The sequence below is a fragment of the Paenibacillus sp. 203 genome, assembly GCF_037027525.1.
In the GTDB taxonomy this organism is placed as follows: domain Bacteria; phylum Bacillota; class Bacilli; order Paenibacillales; family Paenibacillaceae; genus Paenibacillus; species Paenibacillus polymyxa_B.
Map to the genome: position 1 here is coordinate 25,158 of NZ_JAXCHD010000012.1, position 19,654 is coordinate 44,811.

Here is a 19,654-nt window from a genome sequence, read left to right on the forward strand (position 1 = left end):
CATGCCCCCTGCGTTTATTTGTCGATGGATCAAAATCTGACAATACGCATCGTCAATGCAACGCTGTGCCGCTTGTTAGAATATGAAAAACAAGGGGTAAACGGTATCAGTTTTGAATCCCTGCTAAATCGGTCCAGCCAAATTTTCTTTCAGGTTTATTTTTTACCGTTGATTCGGCTTAATCATCACGTAGATGAGATATATTTAATGATGAAAACGGGTAGCGGCGGAACACTTCCCGTTCTTTTAAATGCTGTGATTCGAGAGCAGGGAGACGAATTGGTGTACGATTGTGTCTTAATTCCCATGCTGCGTAGGAAGGAATACGAGCAGCAGATTGAAAAAGCTGAGAAAGCCTATCGGAAGGCGGAAGAGGAGCTACTAAAGATTGAGCAGGAGCTTGATAAAAAAAAGGAAGAACTTTCATCTTTACCTAATCCCAAGATATAGTTCAATGCTTCTTTGAGTAGTTATACTCTAAAAGCCCGAATCGTGGTATTATCCCCTTTTAGTAGACAAGAGAAAAAAGACATCTGTTTGAAATGACCCCTATCAAGTAAACAGTAATAAAAAAAGCAATATTTAAGCAACCTGAGTCCGATATTTATACGGTCTTAGGTTGTTTAATTTTATGCAGAGAATATTAGTTTTTATGGATAGACGTTAATTAGATAACATGTTCCACTTTTTCACCTGTCGAAAAGTGTAGCGTTTAAAACACTCTGATTTGAAAATGGTTAAAGAAATTTCAAGTCATTTCTACATGATCTAATAGGCGATAATCTCGTTGTTATAAAGGTCTTTGATGGCAGATAGGTTTTATGTCCATTAAATATTAAATAGCGTAATAAGGATTTTTCTTACGTATAACAGCTTAACTCCTCATCTCGTTCATCAAGCGTATTCTCGATCCATACTTTGACCCGTCGATAATCGTAGATTCCTTTTACCTCTTTACAGCATCCGCTATCTTCATTTTGATCTGTTCATCCTCGAGCTGCGTGGAAGAAGTAAATTGATTCGTTTTCACCACTTATGTGTGTGAGTATGAATCCTCTATATAGTACAAGAATAACAATAATTTAAATCAAAATTCATAAGGGTGAATTAAAGATTCATAAAAATGAAACGGCAATATTTTCTTTATCACACACTTAGTCTCTACCATTCTTTGCAGAAATTGATAGTTTGTTGTTATATGAAATAATTTTCACTCCAATAGAACTATTTCAATTTTTTTCCTTAATGTCGATATAATTGAGGATTCGCCAAAAAGCCTTTTCATATAGGAAGATGGGATCAACTCGCTAAACAAAAAAATAATGTACGTTGCGATTGATGGTATCAGTCAACCAGCCGATCCTTAGGGAAGGAGGTAGTGTACTAGAAAAATGGATTATGTTATGCACAAAAAAAGGGGGCTAAAACAGAGTATAAATACTTGAGATCGTGGGATTAGGTTCTTTGATAACTTCTTGTTTCCCACATAACAGACCTTATCTTGCGATAACAGACAGCAAGATATAAACATTAGGAGGATAACCAATATGAATTCATTTAAAAAAACGAAGAGCTTGATCAGCACTCTGACCGGGGCAGCGTTATTATTCTCGCTACCAATGACGGCAGGCGCAGAGAGCAGTATCAACTATTTTGCCCATGCATCCGAAGAACCGGTTACCGTGTCTGAAGCTGTGTATGAAGCAGGATCAGGCGTTCTGAACGGGGGGGTGGCCGAGTTTCAAAAATCGACGGTCACTGAGGAGCATCAGGTTAGGAAGACACTCGTTAATCCCAACGCCTCGCCTGAAGCCAAATCGTTGATGAGCTATCTGGTCGATCAATACGGCAAGAGTATACTATCCGGTCAGCAGAACAGTTCTAACATTAGCTGGATGCAGGACGCGATTGGTAAAAAGCCAGCCATTGTCGGATTCGACCTGATGGATTATTCACCGTCTCGAGTCGAGTACGGCGCTGCCTCCTCCGAGATCGAGAATGCGATCGATTGGCATAGCCAAGGCGGTATTGTCACCGTCGTATGGCATTGGAACGCGCCGAAGGGTTTAATTGACCAGCCTGGTAAAGAGTGGTACAAGGGATTCTTCGGGGATTCCACCACTTTCGACGTTGATTACGCGTTGGATCACCCGGAATCCGAGGATTATAAACTTATTTTGCGGGATATCGATGCCATTGCGGCACAGCTTCAAAAGCTAAAAGATGCGAAAATCCCCGTGCTCTTCCGGCCGTTGCATGAAGCGGAAGGAGGATGGTTCTGGTGGGGCGCGAAAGGTCCGGAGCCGTCAAAGAAACTTTACCACCTGGTGTACGACCGCTTAACGAACGTGCATGATCTGAACAATTTGATTTGGGTCTGGAACTCTAGCGCACCGGAGTGGTATCCGGGACACGATGTTGTAGACATCGTGAGTACGGACCATTATCCGTCTGCGGGCGACTATAGTCCGGTCACTGACAAGTATGATGCACTCGTCTCGCTTGTGAACAACCAGAAGCTGGTCGCATTAACCGAGAACGGCGCGATCCCGGATCCGGATTTACTCTCCAGTGACGGAACGAACTGGAGCTGGTTCACTACCTGGACGGGAGAGTTCCTGACCGATGGCGTAAACAACAGCCGGGAGCATTTGAACAAAGTGTTTAACCATCCAAACGTGATCACGCTCGATGAGCTACCGGATGTAGATCATTACGGCCAAAACAATTAACGGTGTGTCCTAAGTGCACAATGAACAACCAAGGCCTCTTTTGCGGATACGGGTTACCTGATCTCCGACAAGATCATACCGACGCAGGGCAGTTTTACCTTGACGGTAACAAATAAGAGAAGTCTTTGTGAAAGATAAAGAGGGGAACTGGACAGAAGACTCCGTTAGGATTGAGGAGTACAAGTATTTAGACTCTATGCCAATGAACCTGCAAAGATTGAATGATGAAGTGGAGATCAAAGAGATTACGGCTCCTATTAAAGAAGATAAGTTATTAAAAGGGTAATTGTGAATTGCAATGATTGAATGAAATTAAAAAAAACGCTTATGCTGAAGTGATGCACTGGTATTATCCCCTTTTAGTAGACAAGAGAAAAAAGACATCTGGTAAGATGGATTTAATCTTGTTGAACGGAGGGGATTTTTTCATGGCCAAAAAGGGACAACCCTTTCGGCAGTCTCCTTGGAGTTAAAGATGGAGGCAGAACAACAGGTACGCGAGTATATTTCATTTTATAACCAAAGTAGATTTCAGAAAAAATTAAACAACCGTTCCCCGGCTGAATACCGAGAAGCGGTTGCTGCTTAAACATGTCTTTTTAGTCCTGTCTACTTGACAGGGGGGTGACCAATTTTCAGGCTTTTTGTCATTACAATATCGAAGTACTTCTTAACAGGTATTCTTTAACTGTCGGTCTCTGGTTGATTAGTGTTCTTCTTCAGCTTACCGAAACGAATCCGGTCCACCAGATAATATAAGACTGGAGTCACTCCTGTAAAAAGAAGAAATGCCACCTCACTCCGATTCGTGACATCCTCCAAGTGGGCCGTAGATTTGAACATATTAATCGACATGACCACCATGGCAACAGACATAATGTAAGAAAATGGTTTATGATCATTCATTCCAACTAAGTGAGCAAATCCCTTTACGGATATAAGCAGGAAGAGAGATATCTTTAGAAATATACTGAACAGCCAAAAGATAATCAGCAGCGGATCCAAATTTTCCAAGAAAACCCCCGCATGAATATAACGAATCAATTCTAATGTCGGATAGGTTAGATTTGCTGTTAGTTCTGAACTAAATAACAATAAGCATCCTAGCAGGACAGCAAGTATAACCACAACAGCTGTAGCCGTAGCCCCCATTAGGGATTTCATTAACTTATCAGTCCCTACAAAATACGGAAATAGGTACACGATAAAAGCCATTTCGCTGAACAGGGCCACGACGATCATTGTACCATTCCATATTCCAGCTGGTTGCCCAGCTGTAACCAATGCAATGGCCATGTCTATATTCATCTCTTTCGAGGCGAATAGGGAGAATGCCAGAACTGAGATTTCATGAAGCACTGGCATAGACCGTTAACGTCAAAAGTTTTAATTGATAAAATTCTAACGAAATGTGATTCCGTATGTCGAACATTACTGTAAATAAGATGATTGTTGCACAATACCAAACGGGATAAAGATTAAAGTCGCTAATTCTCTCGTTACACATAGAAACTATTTTTTTTATAGAGAGGCCGATTTTACGAATACCTGTATATTTTTCTTTTTCTAAGGCTATGTTAAATTCTAATGTTGATTTTTGAATATAAGAAAACCGCCTTGATGAAAAGGCGGTTTATTGAGCTATCGTATCCGTTTGTTTAACTTTTGTATCGCATCAAATAGTGAGTAAAGAAGATTTTTTTTCAATCACAGCTTTTATTGTTGAAACACTTTGTTCGATTGATTGATTTGTTGTGTCAATAATATTGGATTCATAGTGCTCCAAATTGTTAAATTGCTCCCACATTTTCTCTACCAACTCAATGTTGGCATCTTCGTCCAATTTGGAACGATTGATTGCTCGTTTCATTGTTACTTCTTTAGTCGCTCTTAAGATAATGTAATGTACTTCATAATTATCTTGTACGGCTTTTAACCACGGTTCTAAGAACCAAGGACCAACAATTCCATCTATAATCACATCGAACCCACCACGTGCAAAACGTTTTGCAGCTTCCAAAAAGGCTTCAATAACAATTAAGTTTTGTTCTTGTGATTCAGGTAAAAATGGAGGGATTGCCCCCTTATGAATGTAGTGATAGAAATCATCAGTGTGCATATGTACCGACTTTGATAAATTAGACTCTTTAGCAACAATTGATGCCGTTGTACTTTTACCAGTCCCTGGTGAACCAGTAATTATAATAATTCTGCCTTGTTTCATAAATATTCTCCTTAATTAAATGTAGGCTTAAAACAACACCCTTCAATCAACTAACCTGCCACATTTCTTCAAGCGGCTATGATAGCTGTTTATGTTTAGGATATGGTACACGCCTTTGCCACGTTGTTTTCCTTCGGACTTGAATCGGTATTGAGCAAAAGATAAGCGGTTCTTTCCATGCGTAGACGATATAAATATTCCCAATGGTTTCACCTGAGACGGTTTTATATACCTTGGATAAATAAAGAAGTAGCTTCTGTTTTTAGAAGCGATTTGCTGATGTGCATCTTCCAAATCATAAAACCAGGAGAGATTTGTAATGGTCAATCATAACAAACGGAGTTTGGCGAAAAGGGATCAGCGATGTTAACGCGAAAAAAACGGCCTCTTTTGAATGGTCCAGCATGAAGGTGTCTTTTTATTGTCCTCAGAATACCATTACTCAGATGTCATTTCATTATCTGATACGACATCTCATGCAGCTAGAGGCAAAAAGATTATTATGATTCGAGTAGACAATACGATAATACCAATTATCCAACAATGGTGCTCATCTTGATCTTTCGGTCTCGTTATCCGTTTCACGTATCGACTTTATAACAAGTTCAGAGAAAGCTTTCACTGTTGGAGATAGCCACTTTTTCTTTTTAATCAGCATATGGGAGTATATCGGATCGAACTTTTCGGAATGACTTACAATTTTAAGTTTTCCACTATCCACGTCTTCTTTAACTGTAATATAAGGCAAAAAAGAAAATCCAAGCCCACTCATAACGGTTTGTTTTATCGCCTCTATACTCCATAACTCCATGGTTTGAAATGGATGAATATCATGCTTTACAAGATATCTTTCAAACATGGTCCGATAACTACAGCCTTCTTCATTCGTTATAAAAAAATGGTTGGTGTTCTCTCGCTTATATTCATCGAAATGGTCTGGACCAAAGAATAAGGATGAGTTTGACATGAGGATATTTCAAAGAGAATTCCCTTATAATCGGACTTAATCTAGAAATCGTTAAAGACTCTGGTGCAGCCACCTTAACAACACCTTTAACTTCCTGGTTGCTTCGTATATTTCTAATCTGGTCATGAGTAGCCAGTAGATCTTCTGCCAGAGGTATTAATTCTCTCCCTAATGGAGTAAGTTTCAAATGCCTTCTTTCGTAAGTGAAAAGCTCCCCGCCAATCTCTTCTTCAAGCGACTGTATATGGGCAGTGATCGTGAGTGTATCCCAATTGCGATGCAGCCCCTGTATAACTTCCGATTTCGATAATCGTCTGAAATGTAATAAGGTGTCTAATTTCCATCGGTGTTCTCCTTAGGTTTAATTTCTATCGATAAAAATGATAATGGTTTTGAATATTTCAATTTTATTAATGAACAGATCCATCATACAATAGAACCCTTCTGATCGTAAATTAATCTAAAGGGAGGAAACAATGAATGGAACCGTTCAAAATTTCAATTCCAGAGCAACAATTGCACGATCTATCTATCAGACTAAAACAGGTTCGATGGCCTTCAAGTTTCTCTATAGAACCATGGGCTCTGGGGACAGACTATTCCTTTTTGAAGAGATTAGTTGATTATTGGGGCTCGGAATACAACTGGCGTGAACAGGAAGCTTGGTTAAATCGTTTCCCACAGTTTATTGAACATGTGGACGGCTTCGATATACACTTTGTGCATGTTCGGGGTGAAGGGACATCCCAACGACCACTGTTGCTGACTCATGGGTGGCCAGGATCATTTGTAGAGATGTTAGAACTAATACCTTATCTAACAACCCCATCGCTATATGGTGGACACGCTGAAGAGGCATTTGACGTGATTATTCCCTCTTTGCCAGGCTTTGCATTTTCGAGTAAACCCACACGGCCGGGAGTGGGGTCCAAATATGTAGCCACGCTGTGGGCAAAACTTATGGATCGTTTGGGTTATGAAAGTTATTTGGTTCAGGGAGGGGATATTGGAGCAGGGGTCTCAACATGGTTAGCATTCATGTACCCTGAACGGGTGAGGGGACTTCATCTCAATTATATTCCTGGAAGCTACAAGCCACCCCTCACTCAAAATACACCATCTGTTAGCGAAGAAGAGCAGTGGTTGGAGCGAGAAGGTGCTTATAGCGCCCTTCATAGAACGAAGCCGGAAACACTGGCTTTTTCACTTGATCATATCCTCACCAACATATCGATTTACTGGTTTACCAATTCGATTGCCTCTTCCATACGAATATATACTGAAGGCACCAAAATGCCACTGCATTTCACCGAAGGCCAGTGTGTTACTGTTCCAACGGGGGTTTCCTTATTTCCCAAGGAGCTGCCCACGCCTCCCCGAAGCTGGGTGGAACGCGTCTATAATATTACGTACTGGGAGAAAGCGAATAAAGGCGGTCATTTCGCCGCCATGGAAAATCCTGGATTGTTTGCCGACCATCTAAATCATTTTTTTCATTCATTAAGCATCTGATAGTCTCTATCCTTGAGAGGGCTATGAACCACCAGTAAACTGGTTACCGTCTTCAGAATGCAACTCTTCAGGTGCTTCCAGAGAGCAGGGTAGAAGCGATAACCCGTTAATACTTGATGGTTGTTGGTCATTAAATATACGGAGGAATGTACGCACATAGAAGCTGCCGTTGGTGCATCTTGTTGTTTAAAAATTTAGTCCAGAGCAATATCTCTCTTGGATCTACTTTTTAATGAAGCAACCTTAGCACGGTTCAATACCGAACTGAGGTTGCTTCAGTTAACTAAGACATACTGCCATTTACTTCAGATAGGTTCCCGTTTCTCCAATTCCACCTCTGCCATTCAATACATATACTCTTGCATTTCCTTTGCCGGAGCATGTCAGGGTAATCTTGCCATCAGTAACGGTTTTGGAATCACCGGTCACTGCATCCACATAGGTTCCGTTCGGAATTCCGGTAAACGTGGCGTTTCCTGAAATCGTGACCAATGCAAAGCTGTCAATGCCTTTGGCACTGTCGGTATATCTTCTCTTAAACGCCAGATTGCCCGATACATTCTCTGTGGAATACTGGCCTTTTTGCAAGGCGGGTACAGCTCTTCTGATTAAATTAAGCTGTCTGATATGTTTCGCCAGAGGATGGTTGAGCGATTCCGCAAGCGTGCCAGTAGCATTTGTGTATTTGCCGTAATCTTGTACCGTAACATTGCCTTCCATGTGATCGCCGAAATATGCCCGTCCTGTTTTGCTTAGCGGTGCGTTTGGACCTGTATCAATGGTTGCCCCTTTTTGAAACTCGATTTCGGAGCCATAGAAGATAGCGGGTATTCCGCGGAAGGTGAACATCAGATCGAGATTCTCGGCCCAAGTGTCCTGTGTGCCCGCAAATCTTTGATTTTCCGGAGCCTGGTCGGGCGCATAGTCATGCGAGTCGACATAGGTTACATTCCAGGTAGCATCATTATAGTATTGATCGCCACCTTTCATACTGAATGCTTCCTGTGCAGTCTTGAATGCCCAATGCATTGGAAAATCAATCACATCCATGCCCGATTTCATCGAATAGTCAGGCGTATGATAAGTATTTCCGTTTAAGAAAGCATTGTTCGAGGTTGGCTGTCCTGCTGTAGTAGAGTTGTCCGCCCACTCTTGTTCAACTGACGTTTTATTGGAGGCGTAGTCATTCTTTCCATCGCCCGGATACGATTTTGAGCTTTTCCAAGTATAGAATGGCGTCGAGATCGCTGGAATTCCACTGTTCCAGACATCTCTGTAACGAGTGGCTACTTCACCAAAAATATAGAAATCCGAGCCGCCTCTTGTCTTCCAGGCAGGAATATAGTATTTATTGAAAATATACCGGCTTACATGCTTCACCGTATCGACACGGAAAGCGTCAACACCCATGTCTATATAGTGATTGTAGGTATCAATTAAATATTTGTTAACTGCAGGGTTTTCCGTGTTCAAATCCACGCAATCGCCCGCTATCTGACCGGTTTGAACAGTATAGGATTCCCAGGAGAGACTTTTCTCTGTATGGTAAATGTTATTGTTCGTCCCCTCTGACTTCATTAAGGCGAGCCTTGCCTGATACTGCTGATCGGGTGTCATGGAATCATAGTTTGGCGGCAACTTATCCGTAGTCTTCACCAAGTTGTTAGCGGTATCGGGATTAGCTGGATCTTTCTTGAACATGGGATACAGATTCTCTTCACCGAAATTACCCGTATGATTGACGACGATGTCCTGAATAACCTTCAGCCCTTTGGCATGGGCCGCATTAATCAAATCCTGATAAGAAGCTCCCGCCGATTCATACCGTGGATCTACTTTGGCAAAATTTAAAGCATGGTAACCATGGTAATCATAACCGCTGGCATTTTGCACAACAGGTGTAATCCAGATGGCGCTGAATCCGAGGGCTTTGATATAATCGAGCTTTTGAATCAACCCCTTAAAGTCCCCTCTCCAAGCTGGGTCCGAATCTGGATTGCGCGCCTTTCCATCATCCCATGCGTGCACGTTATTGCTCGAATCACCGTCATAGAACCGGGAAGTAATCACGAAGTAAATAGTATCTCCCCGAAAATCCCCCTTAGTTCCAATATTATAAACAAAGCTCTGTTTGGTTTGATTACCAGCACCGTCTATAACGAGAAATTTTAATGTCGTGGTCTTGGAGATAAGAATAGACGGTCCAGTCAATCCGGCCAGCGCGTTGCCGAGGATATAGACTTTTGAGCTTGTGGTTGGTTCTGTACCATCCTCCGTATAGTATGCCTTGGTCGTTGCCGCCTTGTTATCTTTCAGGTTAAAGGATACAGTCACTGAGGAATCGGAATGCCCTGCAGGCAAATTCGCTGTGATTGTCGGAGCTTGCAGATCTGCATTTAGGTCAATCACATAAGCGAAAGAGGACGGATTTCCAGTTTGACCGATCGAGTTGACACCGAAGGCCTTAATGGTCAAAGAGGAAGCAACTTGGATTGGAGAGGTATACAAGGTCGAGGATGTCGTAGGTGTCGAACCGTCTATCGTATAGTAAATCTTATCGTCACTGTTGGTGCTGGAAAGCGTCACCGTTTGGGACGAATCATAAGTTTTGGGTACAGGAGAGGCGGAAATCGCCGGAATTTTAGGCATTTCCGGGCTGGCATCATACCATGTGTTATCTGTGTAATACCAGCCCTCTTTCACACTGCGGGACAAGTCGGCCGTCTGTTTGCCGCTACTGTCATTGAAGATGAGACTTGAGCCTGTCGCCTCGGCAATGGTGTAGCTGTACCAGTCGTTTCCATCCGGCTTCATCAGGATTCCCGGCCACGCCCCGCTTATCGGAACGGTTGTCGGATTCAGATTCCAGTAATGGATTCGAATCGCTGAATTCCAGCTTGAAGGTTTCTTAAAGTGAACCGTTAACCCAGTTTGAGTTGATTTAGGTGTTGTGGTAGGTGCATACGTTGCGGTTACGGTAGACGTGATAGAAGCGGTTGTCGATGGAAAGGCAGTTGCTGTGGAATTCGTGTAGGTGGATGTATAATCGGTGTTACTGGCCGAAGCTACGCCGGGTAAACCGAAGAAGTTGAAGCAAAGTGATAAAATAATCAACCAAGAAATAAAACTCCTAGTTTTTTTCCTTAGCAAGTTAACAACCTCCTGATAATATTTAGTAGGGGAGATAATGCAAACGGTTGCATTAAAAGTAAAAAAAAGAAAGACATTTATTTTGATAAAATGGATTCATTGATCACCTCCTCCACGGTATATATGGAAAATAATCATTGTACGCGCTTACAAAAGAAACTATGAGAAAAGCCCATTAACACAGGGCTCTATATCAATGATTTTTTCCTTTTATGATTATATCATCCATACTTTTACTGGTCAATGCATTGCTACGGACATATTTTCAAGGTTTTAAGGGTTTATATTTTAGTACTAAAAAGGGGATGATTCCTTCAATGTAATAGCATAGCGAGAACTTAATCCACATATTCGAAGAGTTTTTGCAAGAAGCTAGTCAGTGAATGGCTAAAAACAGTGAAAAGATGGATTTTCAGAGAAAAGCGTATGTTTAAACGAAGAATGTGGAGTGAACGGATCAAGGAGCAGATGGGGAAGCCGTTAGAAATTTATCTTTAATATAAGCATTGACAAATTGTTAAAATGAATAAAACCATGTCTCTGAGTACAATTATGTGCAAACGATTGCTCCTTTGAAAACGTACACATTTTGTTTTTTACCCTCTTTTATTTACTCCTAATCTCTCAAGAGAAGTTGGTTGTAAAATAAAATCAAGTTTAGTATGAGGAGGAAGGCAAGCCCCATCTTGAGACGTATCTGGAGTATCGTTCTTTTTGTCGCATTGTTGTTGCAAACGATTGGCTTTAATCCCGAAGCACAGGCGAATGCCGATGTTCGGTAGTTAGACGGTTCGGATGCGAAGCTATCGGCTGTCGCAAACTACGGACTCCCGGAAAAGACGAAGGATGGTCTTATTTTTCATGCGTGGAACCTTTAATACGCTGTAGCTAGATTGCAACAACGTGCAATCTAGAATTTTTTTACAAACAGAAAAATTGACTGTATTTTCAAAAAAACGAAAATTATTTTAAATTTGTGCTTAACCAGCCTGAGAAAGTTTTTTTTATATTATTTTGTGCTGCTATCCTTCCACTGAGAAAGCTAGGACAGAATTAGGATTTTGAGGCTTCTTTAAGGATGTTATTACATAAGATCGGATCTTAATGCAATCTTAACGCTGTAGGCAAATTCGTAATACGGTACTGATTTTGCTCATGATACACTAAGGATTGAGAGAGAATATAACAGAAGGTGGGCAGAGGATGGCATTATGGCAACGCTGAGAAAAAATAGAAAAACATCATCTCAAACAAAGTTTATTCAAACACATATCGGAGTTGGTTACCGTATGCTTCAGGTTGGAGATGATGGCTAGGTAACAATACCATTATGTAATTAGAGATCATGCTCTTATGGAGCATGGTCTCTTTATTTTTCATCTGCCATCTAAATCTTAAGATGATCTTTATACCTATTTTGGCACTTCCTCATCGGAACGATACCGATGGTGGATATCTTGCCTTTATCAAGGCTGTAAATCGGGTGCTGGGACAAGAGGTTTACAGCTAAACCTCAGAAAGAAGGAAAAATATGAATCGTCAGGCCGCGTTACTGGTGTCTGCTCCCAATCTGGCCGGAGAACAATTTTATTGAAATCGATATTAAGGAAAAACAATTGCCGCCAAAGGAGTTCGGCAAGTATATATATGAAGAAAAACGGAGGGAGCCTTTTTTTGTATGCAGAAAATCTAAGTAGAATGACAGACACTGGCAAAACAAGAACAGGTAGAGCGGAAAACAGAAAAAACACGTAAAGACAAGAAAAAATCATGGTTGGGATCTTGAACGATGTCGCTTCTCTTTTTGGTTCGTGATGAACGGAAGGACTACAATAAGCAATTAAACACAACAAATCAGATGTCTGCAAAGAGGAAGAGAGAATAAGTTCTATGAATTCCATGAAAGCGTTTGACATATTTGAATATCAATCTATAATTATGAACAGAATTGGACCTCACAGAGATGGAAGTATTCTGATTTTTTCAATATGAAACGGATTGAGATGTCACCAATTTTCAAATAGGTCGCTGCCTATGAGGAATACGATAATTGATAGAGCTGTTGTTCATAAACAGCAAGCTCCATAACCAGGGGCTTGCTGTTTCATTTACCTAAGGAGAATGGGTCGGAATGACACTTAAAAAAAGAATCTTTCTATTGTTTTTTCTCAGTGCGTTTATCCCCTTTATTAGTATATTTGTAATTTCTTACTATACCATTGATTCCATTTTTGCGAATAAAATCAATGATGGAATTCGGAGCAATCTACAGCAGGTAACTTCATCACTGGAGAATTCAATTAACAACCTGAATCATGTCACTCAGCAATTGTCATATAGCGGTACATTAGGCAAGAAACTGGATGAAGTCTTGAAGCCTTCCTCCAATATATTTGAATTGATTGAGGCTAGAGATGAATTAAAGAATGAGTTAAATGTTGTAACGTTTACTAATCCGAATATAGGTCTGACCTTATACTATTTCCAGAAAGAAGGCACTACACAGTTCGCTAACTTTCCCATCAAAGATCGTTTTTCCCCCGAGTCTTTGCCTGTGCTATTCAAATCATATGGCATTGCGTACTATGGTCCCCATATCAGTATGAACCGATTTGATGATCAGCTCGTTTTATCTGCTATGCGAAAGGTACAACTGCCTCAAAGGGACGATGTATATATTTACGTCGAATCCGGCTTTCGACTTACACAGGATATACTGGATTACAATCAATACAAAGGAGCTTTATCGCATTTGATCCTGAATGGTGAGGGCAACATTGTTTACAGTGAAATTCCAGAAACGATGAAGGTCGGGGAGAATTTCTCCAGCATATCGAAAGGTACTGCAAAAGATGGAATATCCCGTGATTACCATTGGTTTAAGGAAGACTCCTCTCAGAATTGGAGCGTCATATCGGTAATTTCGCAGGCTAAGTATCAACAGGAGAAAAACCAGTGGCTGCTTCAAATATTACTGGTCGCTTTATTTTTTTTCGGCTTTACCGTATTTCTTGCTTGGCTTCTGTGGAAGACCGTCTACAAACCACTCGGTCTGTTCCATTCGGAAATTAACGGAATGTCTCAGAATCCACAAAAGGCAGGCAGCCAGATCCGCACTCAAATTCCCGAATTTGACTTTCTGCTGGGGGAATTCTCAAATATGCAGCATCAAATCGGCGACCTGTTCAAGGAAGTGCAGCAGAAAGAGAAGATCCGTGCAGATTTGGAAGTGGAAAAATTGTTATATCAGATCAATCCTCACTTTCTGATGAATACGCTGGATACTGTGCACTGGCTGGCCGTTATGAACGGACAAGGGGAGATTGACAAGTTGGTGCAATCCTTGAACAAGCTGTTATATTACAATTTGGGTAAATTAGGGCAAGTATCCACGATGGAAGAGGAAATTGATGCGCTAAGACAGTACCTAATCCTGCAACAAATTCGATATGACTTTGAATTTGACGTGCGTATTTCAGCGGATGATCAAGTGCTACAAATACCTGTGCCTCGTTTTATTCTGCAACCGTTGGTTGAAAATTCACTTTATCATGGACTGAGTGACGAAGGTTTTATTCAAATTGAAGTTACACTCGCCAAAACGCTGAATATTTTAATACAGGATAATGGAACAGGTATGACCGAGGAAGCGATTCAAAGACTTCTGAACAATCGTATAGCTGAACATAAAAAAGTAGGGATGGGCATCGGACTCAATTATGTCCACCGCATGTTGAGGGCACAGTACGGAGATCAAGCACAACTGGTGATCGAAAGTGAATTGGGTACAGGGACAAGTATACTGCTCATACTCCCTATCAAAGGAGAAGATGTCTGAGGATGATTAAGGTGTTGATTGTGGATGACGATAAATTGGTACGAAAAGGAATAAGCTCCGCGATGCCGTGGAACGAGTTCAATATGGAGGTTGTAGGAGAAGCAAGTAACGGGTTGAAAGCACTGGATTTTCTGAAATCCCAACCGGTCGATCTGATGTTGACGGATCTCGCGATGCCAGTAATGTCAGGTATTGAACTGATGCGAGCTGCCAGGCAGCTCTATCCAGAACTACATATTGTCGTATTAACACTGCATCAAGATTTCGATTATATCCAGGAAGCGCTCAGGCTGGGAGCCATCGATTATATAGCCAAAGTTCAGCTCGAGAAAGAGCAATTCGAACACGTGCTGCATCGAATACATACCCGGATTGACGAGCTGGCGAATACAAGACGAAAGCTGCCGCTGCTAAGTGAGACCAATGTCCTTTATCGCCATGTGTATGCACTTGTTTCACTGGATCGCAAGTCAGGACAGAACTGGCCGATTGAACTGACATCCAATGTAGATGAGATCCGTTGGGAGGTTGAACGGAACAGCTGGATGTGGACGGCACCCATGGACGTAGAGGATCAGCTGTTCCGTAAACTGAAGGAATACCTGGATCAAGTTCCCCAAGGCGCTTTGCTGGTTCTGTCCGATGTACAAGAGCGAACATGGTCGCAAATCCAAAACTGGATTATGAACTACACAGAAACGTCCTTATTCTATGCATACAATCCTTGTGATCCTGTCATTTCCGTTTCGATGAATGTGGAGGACTCATTTCCAATAGAACCGCAGGATGAAGACATGGATCGTATTAAACAAAGTTGGTTCCTATCACCATGGACCCACAACGACAGTTACTACAACCAACTGATTGAACAGTTCAAATCACTAAGACTGCATAAAGGCCAGCTGATGGGTTTGCTATACTCTATAGTAATGGAATGGAATCACCTTTTTGCTCAGACCACGCTGGGTAGAATCTCAATGATCCATTCTTTTCAATCCTGGTACGAGGTAGAAGATTGGATCAAGCAGACCTCTGTGGGCATTCGTAAGGCAGATGAACAGACTTCGTATTCACAAGAAATTGTAGACGCCGTGAAAAAAGCGATTATGATCATGCAAAATGATTTGGACCAAGCTTTTACAGCTTCAGGTCTGTCCCAACAACTGAACATCAGCCGAAGCTATTTCAGTCAATGCTTCAAGGATTTGATGGGGAAAACCTTTAATGAGTACTCCCGATTTATACGAATAGAGAAGTCTAAAGAGTATTTATTGAATACAACCAACACGATTTTCTGGATTGCGGAGCGAGTGGGTTATACGGATGAAAAATATTTCAGCCGAATTTTTCGCGAATTGACAGGTCTGCTGCCAAGCGAATATCGACAGCTCGGCAGAGGGGATAAATAGCGTATTCTCCCAGATGAGTCAATAATCCGGGCGAAAGAAGGGAAAGCGATGATTAAGAAGATGGCTGCATGTGTTCTTGTCGTCAGCTTAATTGCAGTGACAGTAAATTTCAGCAACCCATACTTCCGGGAATCACCAATGGGACCAACGAAAACAATCTCGGACACTGCTGCTGCTGATCCATTGGGGAAATATGAACATCCCGTTTCCATCCGGCTGGGATATGTGGTAGACCCAACAGGCGCGGATCTATCCGGAGGAGAAACACTTGAGAAGAATATGTGGAAAACGATGATTAAACAAAGTCTTAACATTGATGTCCAGGTATTATGGCAGGTGTCGAAGGAAAATCTGGGTCAGAAAATCGATCTGGCTATCGCCAGCAATGATCTGCCGGATGCCATGATTGTAAATCAGGTGCAGCTGAACGAGATGATCAAGGCTGGAGAAATTGAAGATCTAACCGAGGCATACAATAGCAGCGCATCACCGGAAATAAAAAAAATCATCGATAGCAGAAACGGATTGGCTATGGAACAAGTGACCTTCGATGGCAAGATGATGGCTGTTCCTTCTGTGACAGCGGAAGACTTTAGCATGCTCTGGATTCGACAGGATTGGCTGGATCGTCTTGGACTGAAGCCGCCGAAAACGGTCGATGATCTGGAAGCTATCGCCAAGGCCTTTGTGGAGAATGACCCGGATGGAAACAGTAAGCGGGATACGATTGGCCTTGCTTCAAGCACTGGACTGTATAACGATTTCAACAACAGTGCTTTTGCTTTTGATCTAACGCCGATCTTCGCAGCATATCGATCTTTCCCGGGATATTGGCTGAGCAAAGATGGAAAACCTGTATACGGTTCGGTTCTACCGGAAACGAAGGACGCCTTGGTAAAGCTGCGTGAAATGTTCGCCAAAGGCCTTCTCGATCCAGAAATGGGCATCCGCAAAGAAGCGGAGGAAACGGTCATTAACGGTCAGGCGGGGATGTTCTTTCAAGGTTTCTATGCTGGGTACTGGCCCCTTCCGAGCGCTTGGCAGAACGAGCCGAAGGCGAACTGGCAAGCATACGCACTCCCGCTGGATGCAAACGGAGCATACCATGTGAAGGTGGATAATCCGTCAAGTTCATTCTTGGTGGTACGAAAAGGATATGCTCATCCCGAAGCGATCATTAAAATTAACAATCTGTACCTTCGTGATGAGTTCAAGTACGGTACGCGTTTTATGCTGAGCCGCAATTTCTTTGCTCCGGCAGATGAGGCAAGATATGAATCGAAGGCCGCGCAGGATATTCTGATGGGAACCAAAACACCCGCCGATTTCAAAGACAAGTCTGAATACAAATTACTGGAAAACTTGGTTTCGACGATAAAACAAACCAAATTGAAGCCTTATGATCAACATGGTATTTCCTATTGGAATAAACAGAGCGACAGCTTTATGCGGAGTTATTCGCTTCTTGTAGGCGGAAGAAATTTCTTCGATCCAAACATCCATAAAGTTCGAAGCCTTACCTATATACGAACTCCAACGATGGAGAAGGCTTGGGGTGAACTATCGAAACTGGAACATGATACATTTTTGAAAATTATTTTAGGCGCTGAACCAATCGATTCATTTGATCAATTTGTCGAGGAATGGAAGGAACAAGGGGGCGATCAAGTGACTGTAGAGGTGACCGCGGCCCATAATCATCGCTGAAGACCATCATGAATGTGATACGATAAATTCTACACGACACTTTTATAAATCCATTAATCAAGCCGACGGATTCCTGTTTCAGGAGCTGCCGGTTTTTTTGTTCTTCACTTTGATTAGTAAGTAAGGATAGACAAATGTATGTCGGTAGGTAGGATAAATGCTTACAAGCCAACTATGGCTTCATGATCCCGAATGAAACCGTATACATTTCTCTATCCAAACAGACGTTCAATCCCTATCTCGATTTGTCTTCTCCGAGTCTTATAATGAAAGCGCAAACAACAACGATAGAGAAATATTCAGAACGAAGGGGAATCGAATGTGATGAGAACTAAATGGTTCATAAAAAGAAACATGTTGACGAGACGTCTGGCCGTGCTGTCGATGTCTGCCCTGATGATTTCAACCCTTGCAGCCTGTGGGGGTTCCTCCAACCCTCCCACTGCGGAGGAAGCGGGCAAGTATGAGGCAACACCGGGAGACCCATTCAGTGCCTATAAAGACGAAATAACCGTAACGATGGGTCGTGTGACTACAGCCAACCCGAAACTGCCGGCTGGAGATACGTATGAGAACAATGCATATACTCGGCTGGTCAAAAAAACGTTTAACGCTCAGATTAAAGACCAATTTGAAGCCAACGGAGAAGATTACAGCCGTCAGGTTTCTCTCGCCATCGCCTCTGGGGAACTGCCTGACATGATGCGTGTCGATTCCAAGGATGAACTCAAAGAACTGGTTGATAATGATCTGATTGAAGATATGACGGAAATTTACAAACAGTATGCCACAGATAACATCAAGAACATTTACGAATCTTATGATGGCCGTGCATTAGATAATGCGACGATAGATGGACGTTTAATGGGACTTCCGGCTACTTCCCTAGATTCCGCGCCAACCATGGTCTGGGTTCGTCAGGATTGGCTGGATTTACTGGGTATCCAACTTGACGCAGACGGAGACGGGGCCATCAAGCTGGGTGATGTGGAGAAAACGGCCGAGGAATTCCTGAAAAGAGATCCTGGCCAATCCGGGAAACCGGTAGGTATTCCCTTTGTGAACACCCTGAATACAAGTGACTATAATGGTTCCGCCTATACCATGCTGGGAGTTGCCTCCACCGAGGGTGCATTCCCTCAATACTGGATGAAGGGAAAGGATGGCAGCATTGTTTATGGCTCGACAACAAAGGAAACCAAGCAGATGTTAGGCGTCATGGCAGATTGGTTCAAGAGAGGCATCATCGACCCGCAATTTGGAACACGCACATTTGATGATATTACGGCACTGTACACCAACGGCCAAAGCGGTATTGCTTTTGGACCATGGCATATTCCCGACTGGGGTTTGAGCAGTGTGAAGCAGATGGATAAGAATGCGAAATTCACGGCTTACACTTTGGAGGATGCAGACGGAAAGGTACACGTGGCACACGCCAATCCAGCCAATCAGTTTATCGTTGTGAGAAAAGGATATGAACACCCGGAACTCGCCGTTAAAATAGTAAACCTTTTCTACGATAAACTGGCAAATGATAAAAATGTGGAAACATCTATGCCAGAAGCCGCCAAGTATCAAGAGAACGGCGTAGACGGTTCTACCAGACCTTTTAATATTGAAGTCAACTCGGCTACCTCGCTGCTGGATGATTACTCTGACGTTGTTCGCGGGATTAAAGGGGAGATTAGTCTGGATCAGGTCCGGACAACCGAATCAAAGAACAATATTGAAAGTATCCAAACCTACTTGAGCGATATGGATACGGATAACATAACAGCTTGGTCGAAATATCACTCGCGTATCAACGGAGTGGGACTCATCGACAAACTGACACAGGAAAACAAATTCGTTTGGATGACACCTGCTTTCTCTGGAACTACACCAAGCATGAAACAGACATGGGCTAATCTGACCAAGATGGAGCAGGAATCTTTCATCAAAATCGTGACTGGTGCAGAATCTCTGGATTACTTCGATACTTTCGTTAGCAATTGGAAGAAACAAGGCGGTGACCAGGTGATTCAGGAAATTGAAGACGAGGCCGCATCCGATAAATAAATAATCATGAACTGCTAGAAGGGCTGCGATACGCAGCCTTTCTTCAGGAAGGGG

12 protein-coding genes and 2 pseudogenes are annotated in these 19,654 nt (G+C 42.3%); 10 read left to right on the plus strand and 4 right to left on the minus strand.

Annotated features, from left to right (window positions below):
- Positions 1-24: 24 nt before the first annotated feature.
- The 4 genes and pseudogenes from WA407_RS22235 to WA407_RS26800 all read left to right on the plus strand — a co-directional run bounded on the left by WA407_RS22235 (position 25) and on the right by WA407_RS26800 (position 3,321).
- Entirely contained in the window at positions 25-450 is a 426-nt protein-coding gene (locus WA407_RS22235; RefSeq protein WP_336078383.1) for a PAS domain-containing protein, read from the plus strand.
- A gap of 1,247 nt (positions 451-1,697) precedes the next feature.
- Positions 1,698-2,732, plus strand: a pseudogene (locus tag WA407_RS22240) (glycosyl hydrolase); the annotation flags it as partial.
- 127 nt (positions 2,733-2,859) lie between these two features.
- The gene (locus WA407_RS22245; RefSeq protein WP_336078384.1) at positions 2,860-3,018 is read left to right on the plus strand and encodes a hypothetical protein; all 159 of its coding nucleotides are present in this window, start codon (positions 2,860-2,862) and stop codon (positions 3,016-3,018) included.
- Positions 3,019-3,207: 189 nt separating this feature from the next.
- Positions 3,208-3,321 (plus strand): IS3 family transposase, encoded by a 114-nt coding sequence (locus tag WA407_RS26800; RefSeq protein ID WP_148504410.1) that lies wholly within the window; start codon positions 3,208-3,210, stop codon positions 3,319-3,321.
- Positions 3,322-3,416: 95 nt separating this feature from the next.
- Here the strand turns inward: WA407_RS26800 and WA407_RS22255 are convergent, their stop codons facing one another.
- The 3 genes and pseudogenes from WA407_RS22255 to WA407_RS22265 all read right to left on the minus strand — a co-directional run bounded on the left by WA407_RS22255 (position 3,417) and on the right by WA407_RS22265 (position 6,267).
- Complete coding sequence (locus WA407_RS22255; protein WP_336078386.1) at positions 3,417-4,097, minus strand: GerAB/ArcD/ProY family transporter; 681 nt, start codon at positions 4,095-4,097, stop codon at positions 3,417-3,419.
- Positions 4,098-4,407: 310 nt separating this feature from the next.
- The gene (locus WA407_RS22260; RefSeq protein ID WP_336078387.1) at positions 4,408-4,956 is read right to left on the minus strand and encodes an AAA family ATPase; all 549 of its coding nucleotides are present in this window, start codon (positions 4,954-4,956) and stop codon (positions 4,408-4,410) included.
- A gap of 550 nt (positions 4,957-5,506) precedes the next feature.
- Positions 5,507-6,267: pseudogene (locus WA407_RS22265) on the minus strand (LysR family transcriptional regulator).
- Positions 6,268-6,403: 136 nt separating this feature from the next.
- On the opposite strand from WA407_RS22265, the gene WA407_RS22270 reads away from it, so the two are divergent.
- The gene (locus WA407_RS22270; protein ID WP_336078388.1) at positions 6,404-7,435 is read left to right on the plus strand and encodes an epoxide hydrolase family protein; all 1,032 of its coding nucleotides are present in this window, start codon (positions 6,404-6,406) and stop codon (positions 7,433-7,435) included.
- 300 nt (positions 7,436-7,735) lie between these two features.
- Here the strand turns inward: WA407_RS22270 and WA407_RS22275 are convergent, their stop codons facing one another.
- Positions 7,736-10,585: an alpha-amylase family glycosyl hydrolase gene (locus tag WA407_RS22275; protein WP_336078389.1), complete on the minus strand. Its 2,850-nt coding sequence runs from the start codon at positions 10,583-10,585 to the stop codon at positions 7,736-7,738.
- Positions 10,586-11,930: 1,345 nt separating this feature from the next.
- Here WA407_RS22275 and WA407_RS22280 point away from each other — a divergent pair.
- The 5 genes from WA407_RS22280 (at position 11,931) to WA407_RS22300 (ending at position 19,600) form a co-directional block, all read left to right on the plus strand.
- A complete protein-coding gene (locus WA407_RS22280; protein ID WP_336078390.1) occupies positions 11,931-12,095 on the plus strand; it encodes a hypothetical protein in 165 nt (54 codons plus the stop codon).
- A gap of 621 nt (positions 12,096-12,716) precedes the next feature.
- Positions 12,717-14,423: a sensor histidine kinase gene (locus WA407_RS22285; protein WP_336078391.1), complete on the plus strand. Its 1,707-nt coding sequence runs from the start codon at positions 12,717-12,719 to the stop codon at positions 14,421-14,423.
- Positions 14,424-14,425: 2 nt separating this feature from the next.
- On the plus strand, positions 14,426-15,832 hold the full coding sequence (locus tag WA407_RS22290) for a response regulator transcription factor (RefSeq protein WP_250268361.1): 1,407 nt from the start codon (positions 14,426-14,428) through the stop codon (positions 15,830-15,832).
- Positions 15,833-15,880: 48 nt separating this feature from the next.
- A complete protein-coding gene (locus WA407_RS22295) occupies positions 15,881-17,539 on the plus strand; it encodes an extracellular solute-binding protein (RefSeq protein ID WP_336078392.1) in 1,659 nt (552 codons plus the stop codon).
- A 324-nt stretch (positions 17,540-17,863) separates the two neighbouring features.
- Complete coding sequence (locus WA407_RS22300) at positions 17,864-19,600, plus strand: sugar ABC transporter substrate-binding protein (protein WP_336078393.1); 1,737 nt, start codon at positions 17,864-17,866, stop codon at positions 19,598-19,600.
- The last annotated feature ends 54 nt before the right edge of the window (positions 19,601-19,654 follow it).

Coding starts and splice junctions, on each gene's coding strand:
- WA407_RS22280 (WP_336078390.1), top strand. CDS start 11,931: ATGCTCTTATGGAGCATGGTCTCTTTATTTTTCATCTGCCATCTAAAT.
- WA407_RS22270 (WP_336078388.1), top strand. CDS start 6,404: ATGGAACCGTTCAAAATTTCAATTCCAGAGCAACAATTGCACGATCTA.
- WA407_RS26800 (WP_148504410.1), top strand. CDS start 3,208: ATGGAGGCAGAACAACAGGTACGCGAGTATATTTCATTTTATAACCAA.
- WA407_RS22295 (WP_336078392.1), top strand. CDS start 15,881: ATGATTAAGAAGATGGCTGCATGTGTTCTTGTCGTCAGCTTAATTGCA.
- WA407_RS22300 (WP_336078393.1), top strand. CDS start 17,864: ATGAGAACTAAATGGTTCATAAAAAGAAACATGTTGACGAGACGTCTG.
- WA407_RS22285 (WP_336078391.1), top strand. CDS start 12,717: ATGACACTTAAAAAAAGAATCTTTCTATTGTTTTTTCTCAGTGCGTTT.
- WA407_RS22255 (WP_336078386.1), bottom strand. CDS start 4,097: ATGCCAGTGCTTCATGAAATCTCAGTTCTGGCATTCTCCCTATTCGCC.
- WA407_RS22260 (WP_336078387.1), bottom strand. CDS start 4,956: ATGAAACAAGGCAGAATTATTATAATTACTGGTTCACCAGGGACTGGT.
- WA407_RS22235 (WP_336078383.1), top strand. CDS start 25: ATGGATCAAAATCTGACAATACGCATCGTCAATGCAACGCTGTGCCGC.
- WA407_RS22290 (WP_250268361.1), top strand. CDS start 14,426: ATGATTAAGGTGTTGATTGTGGATGACGATAAATTGGTACGAAAAGGA.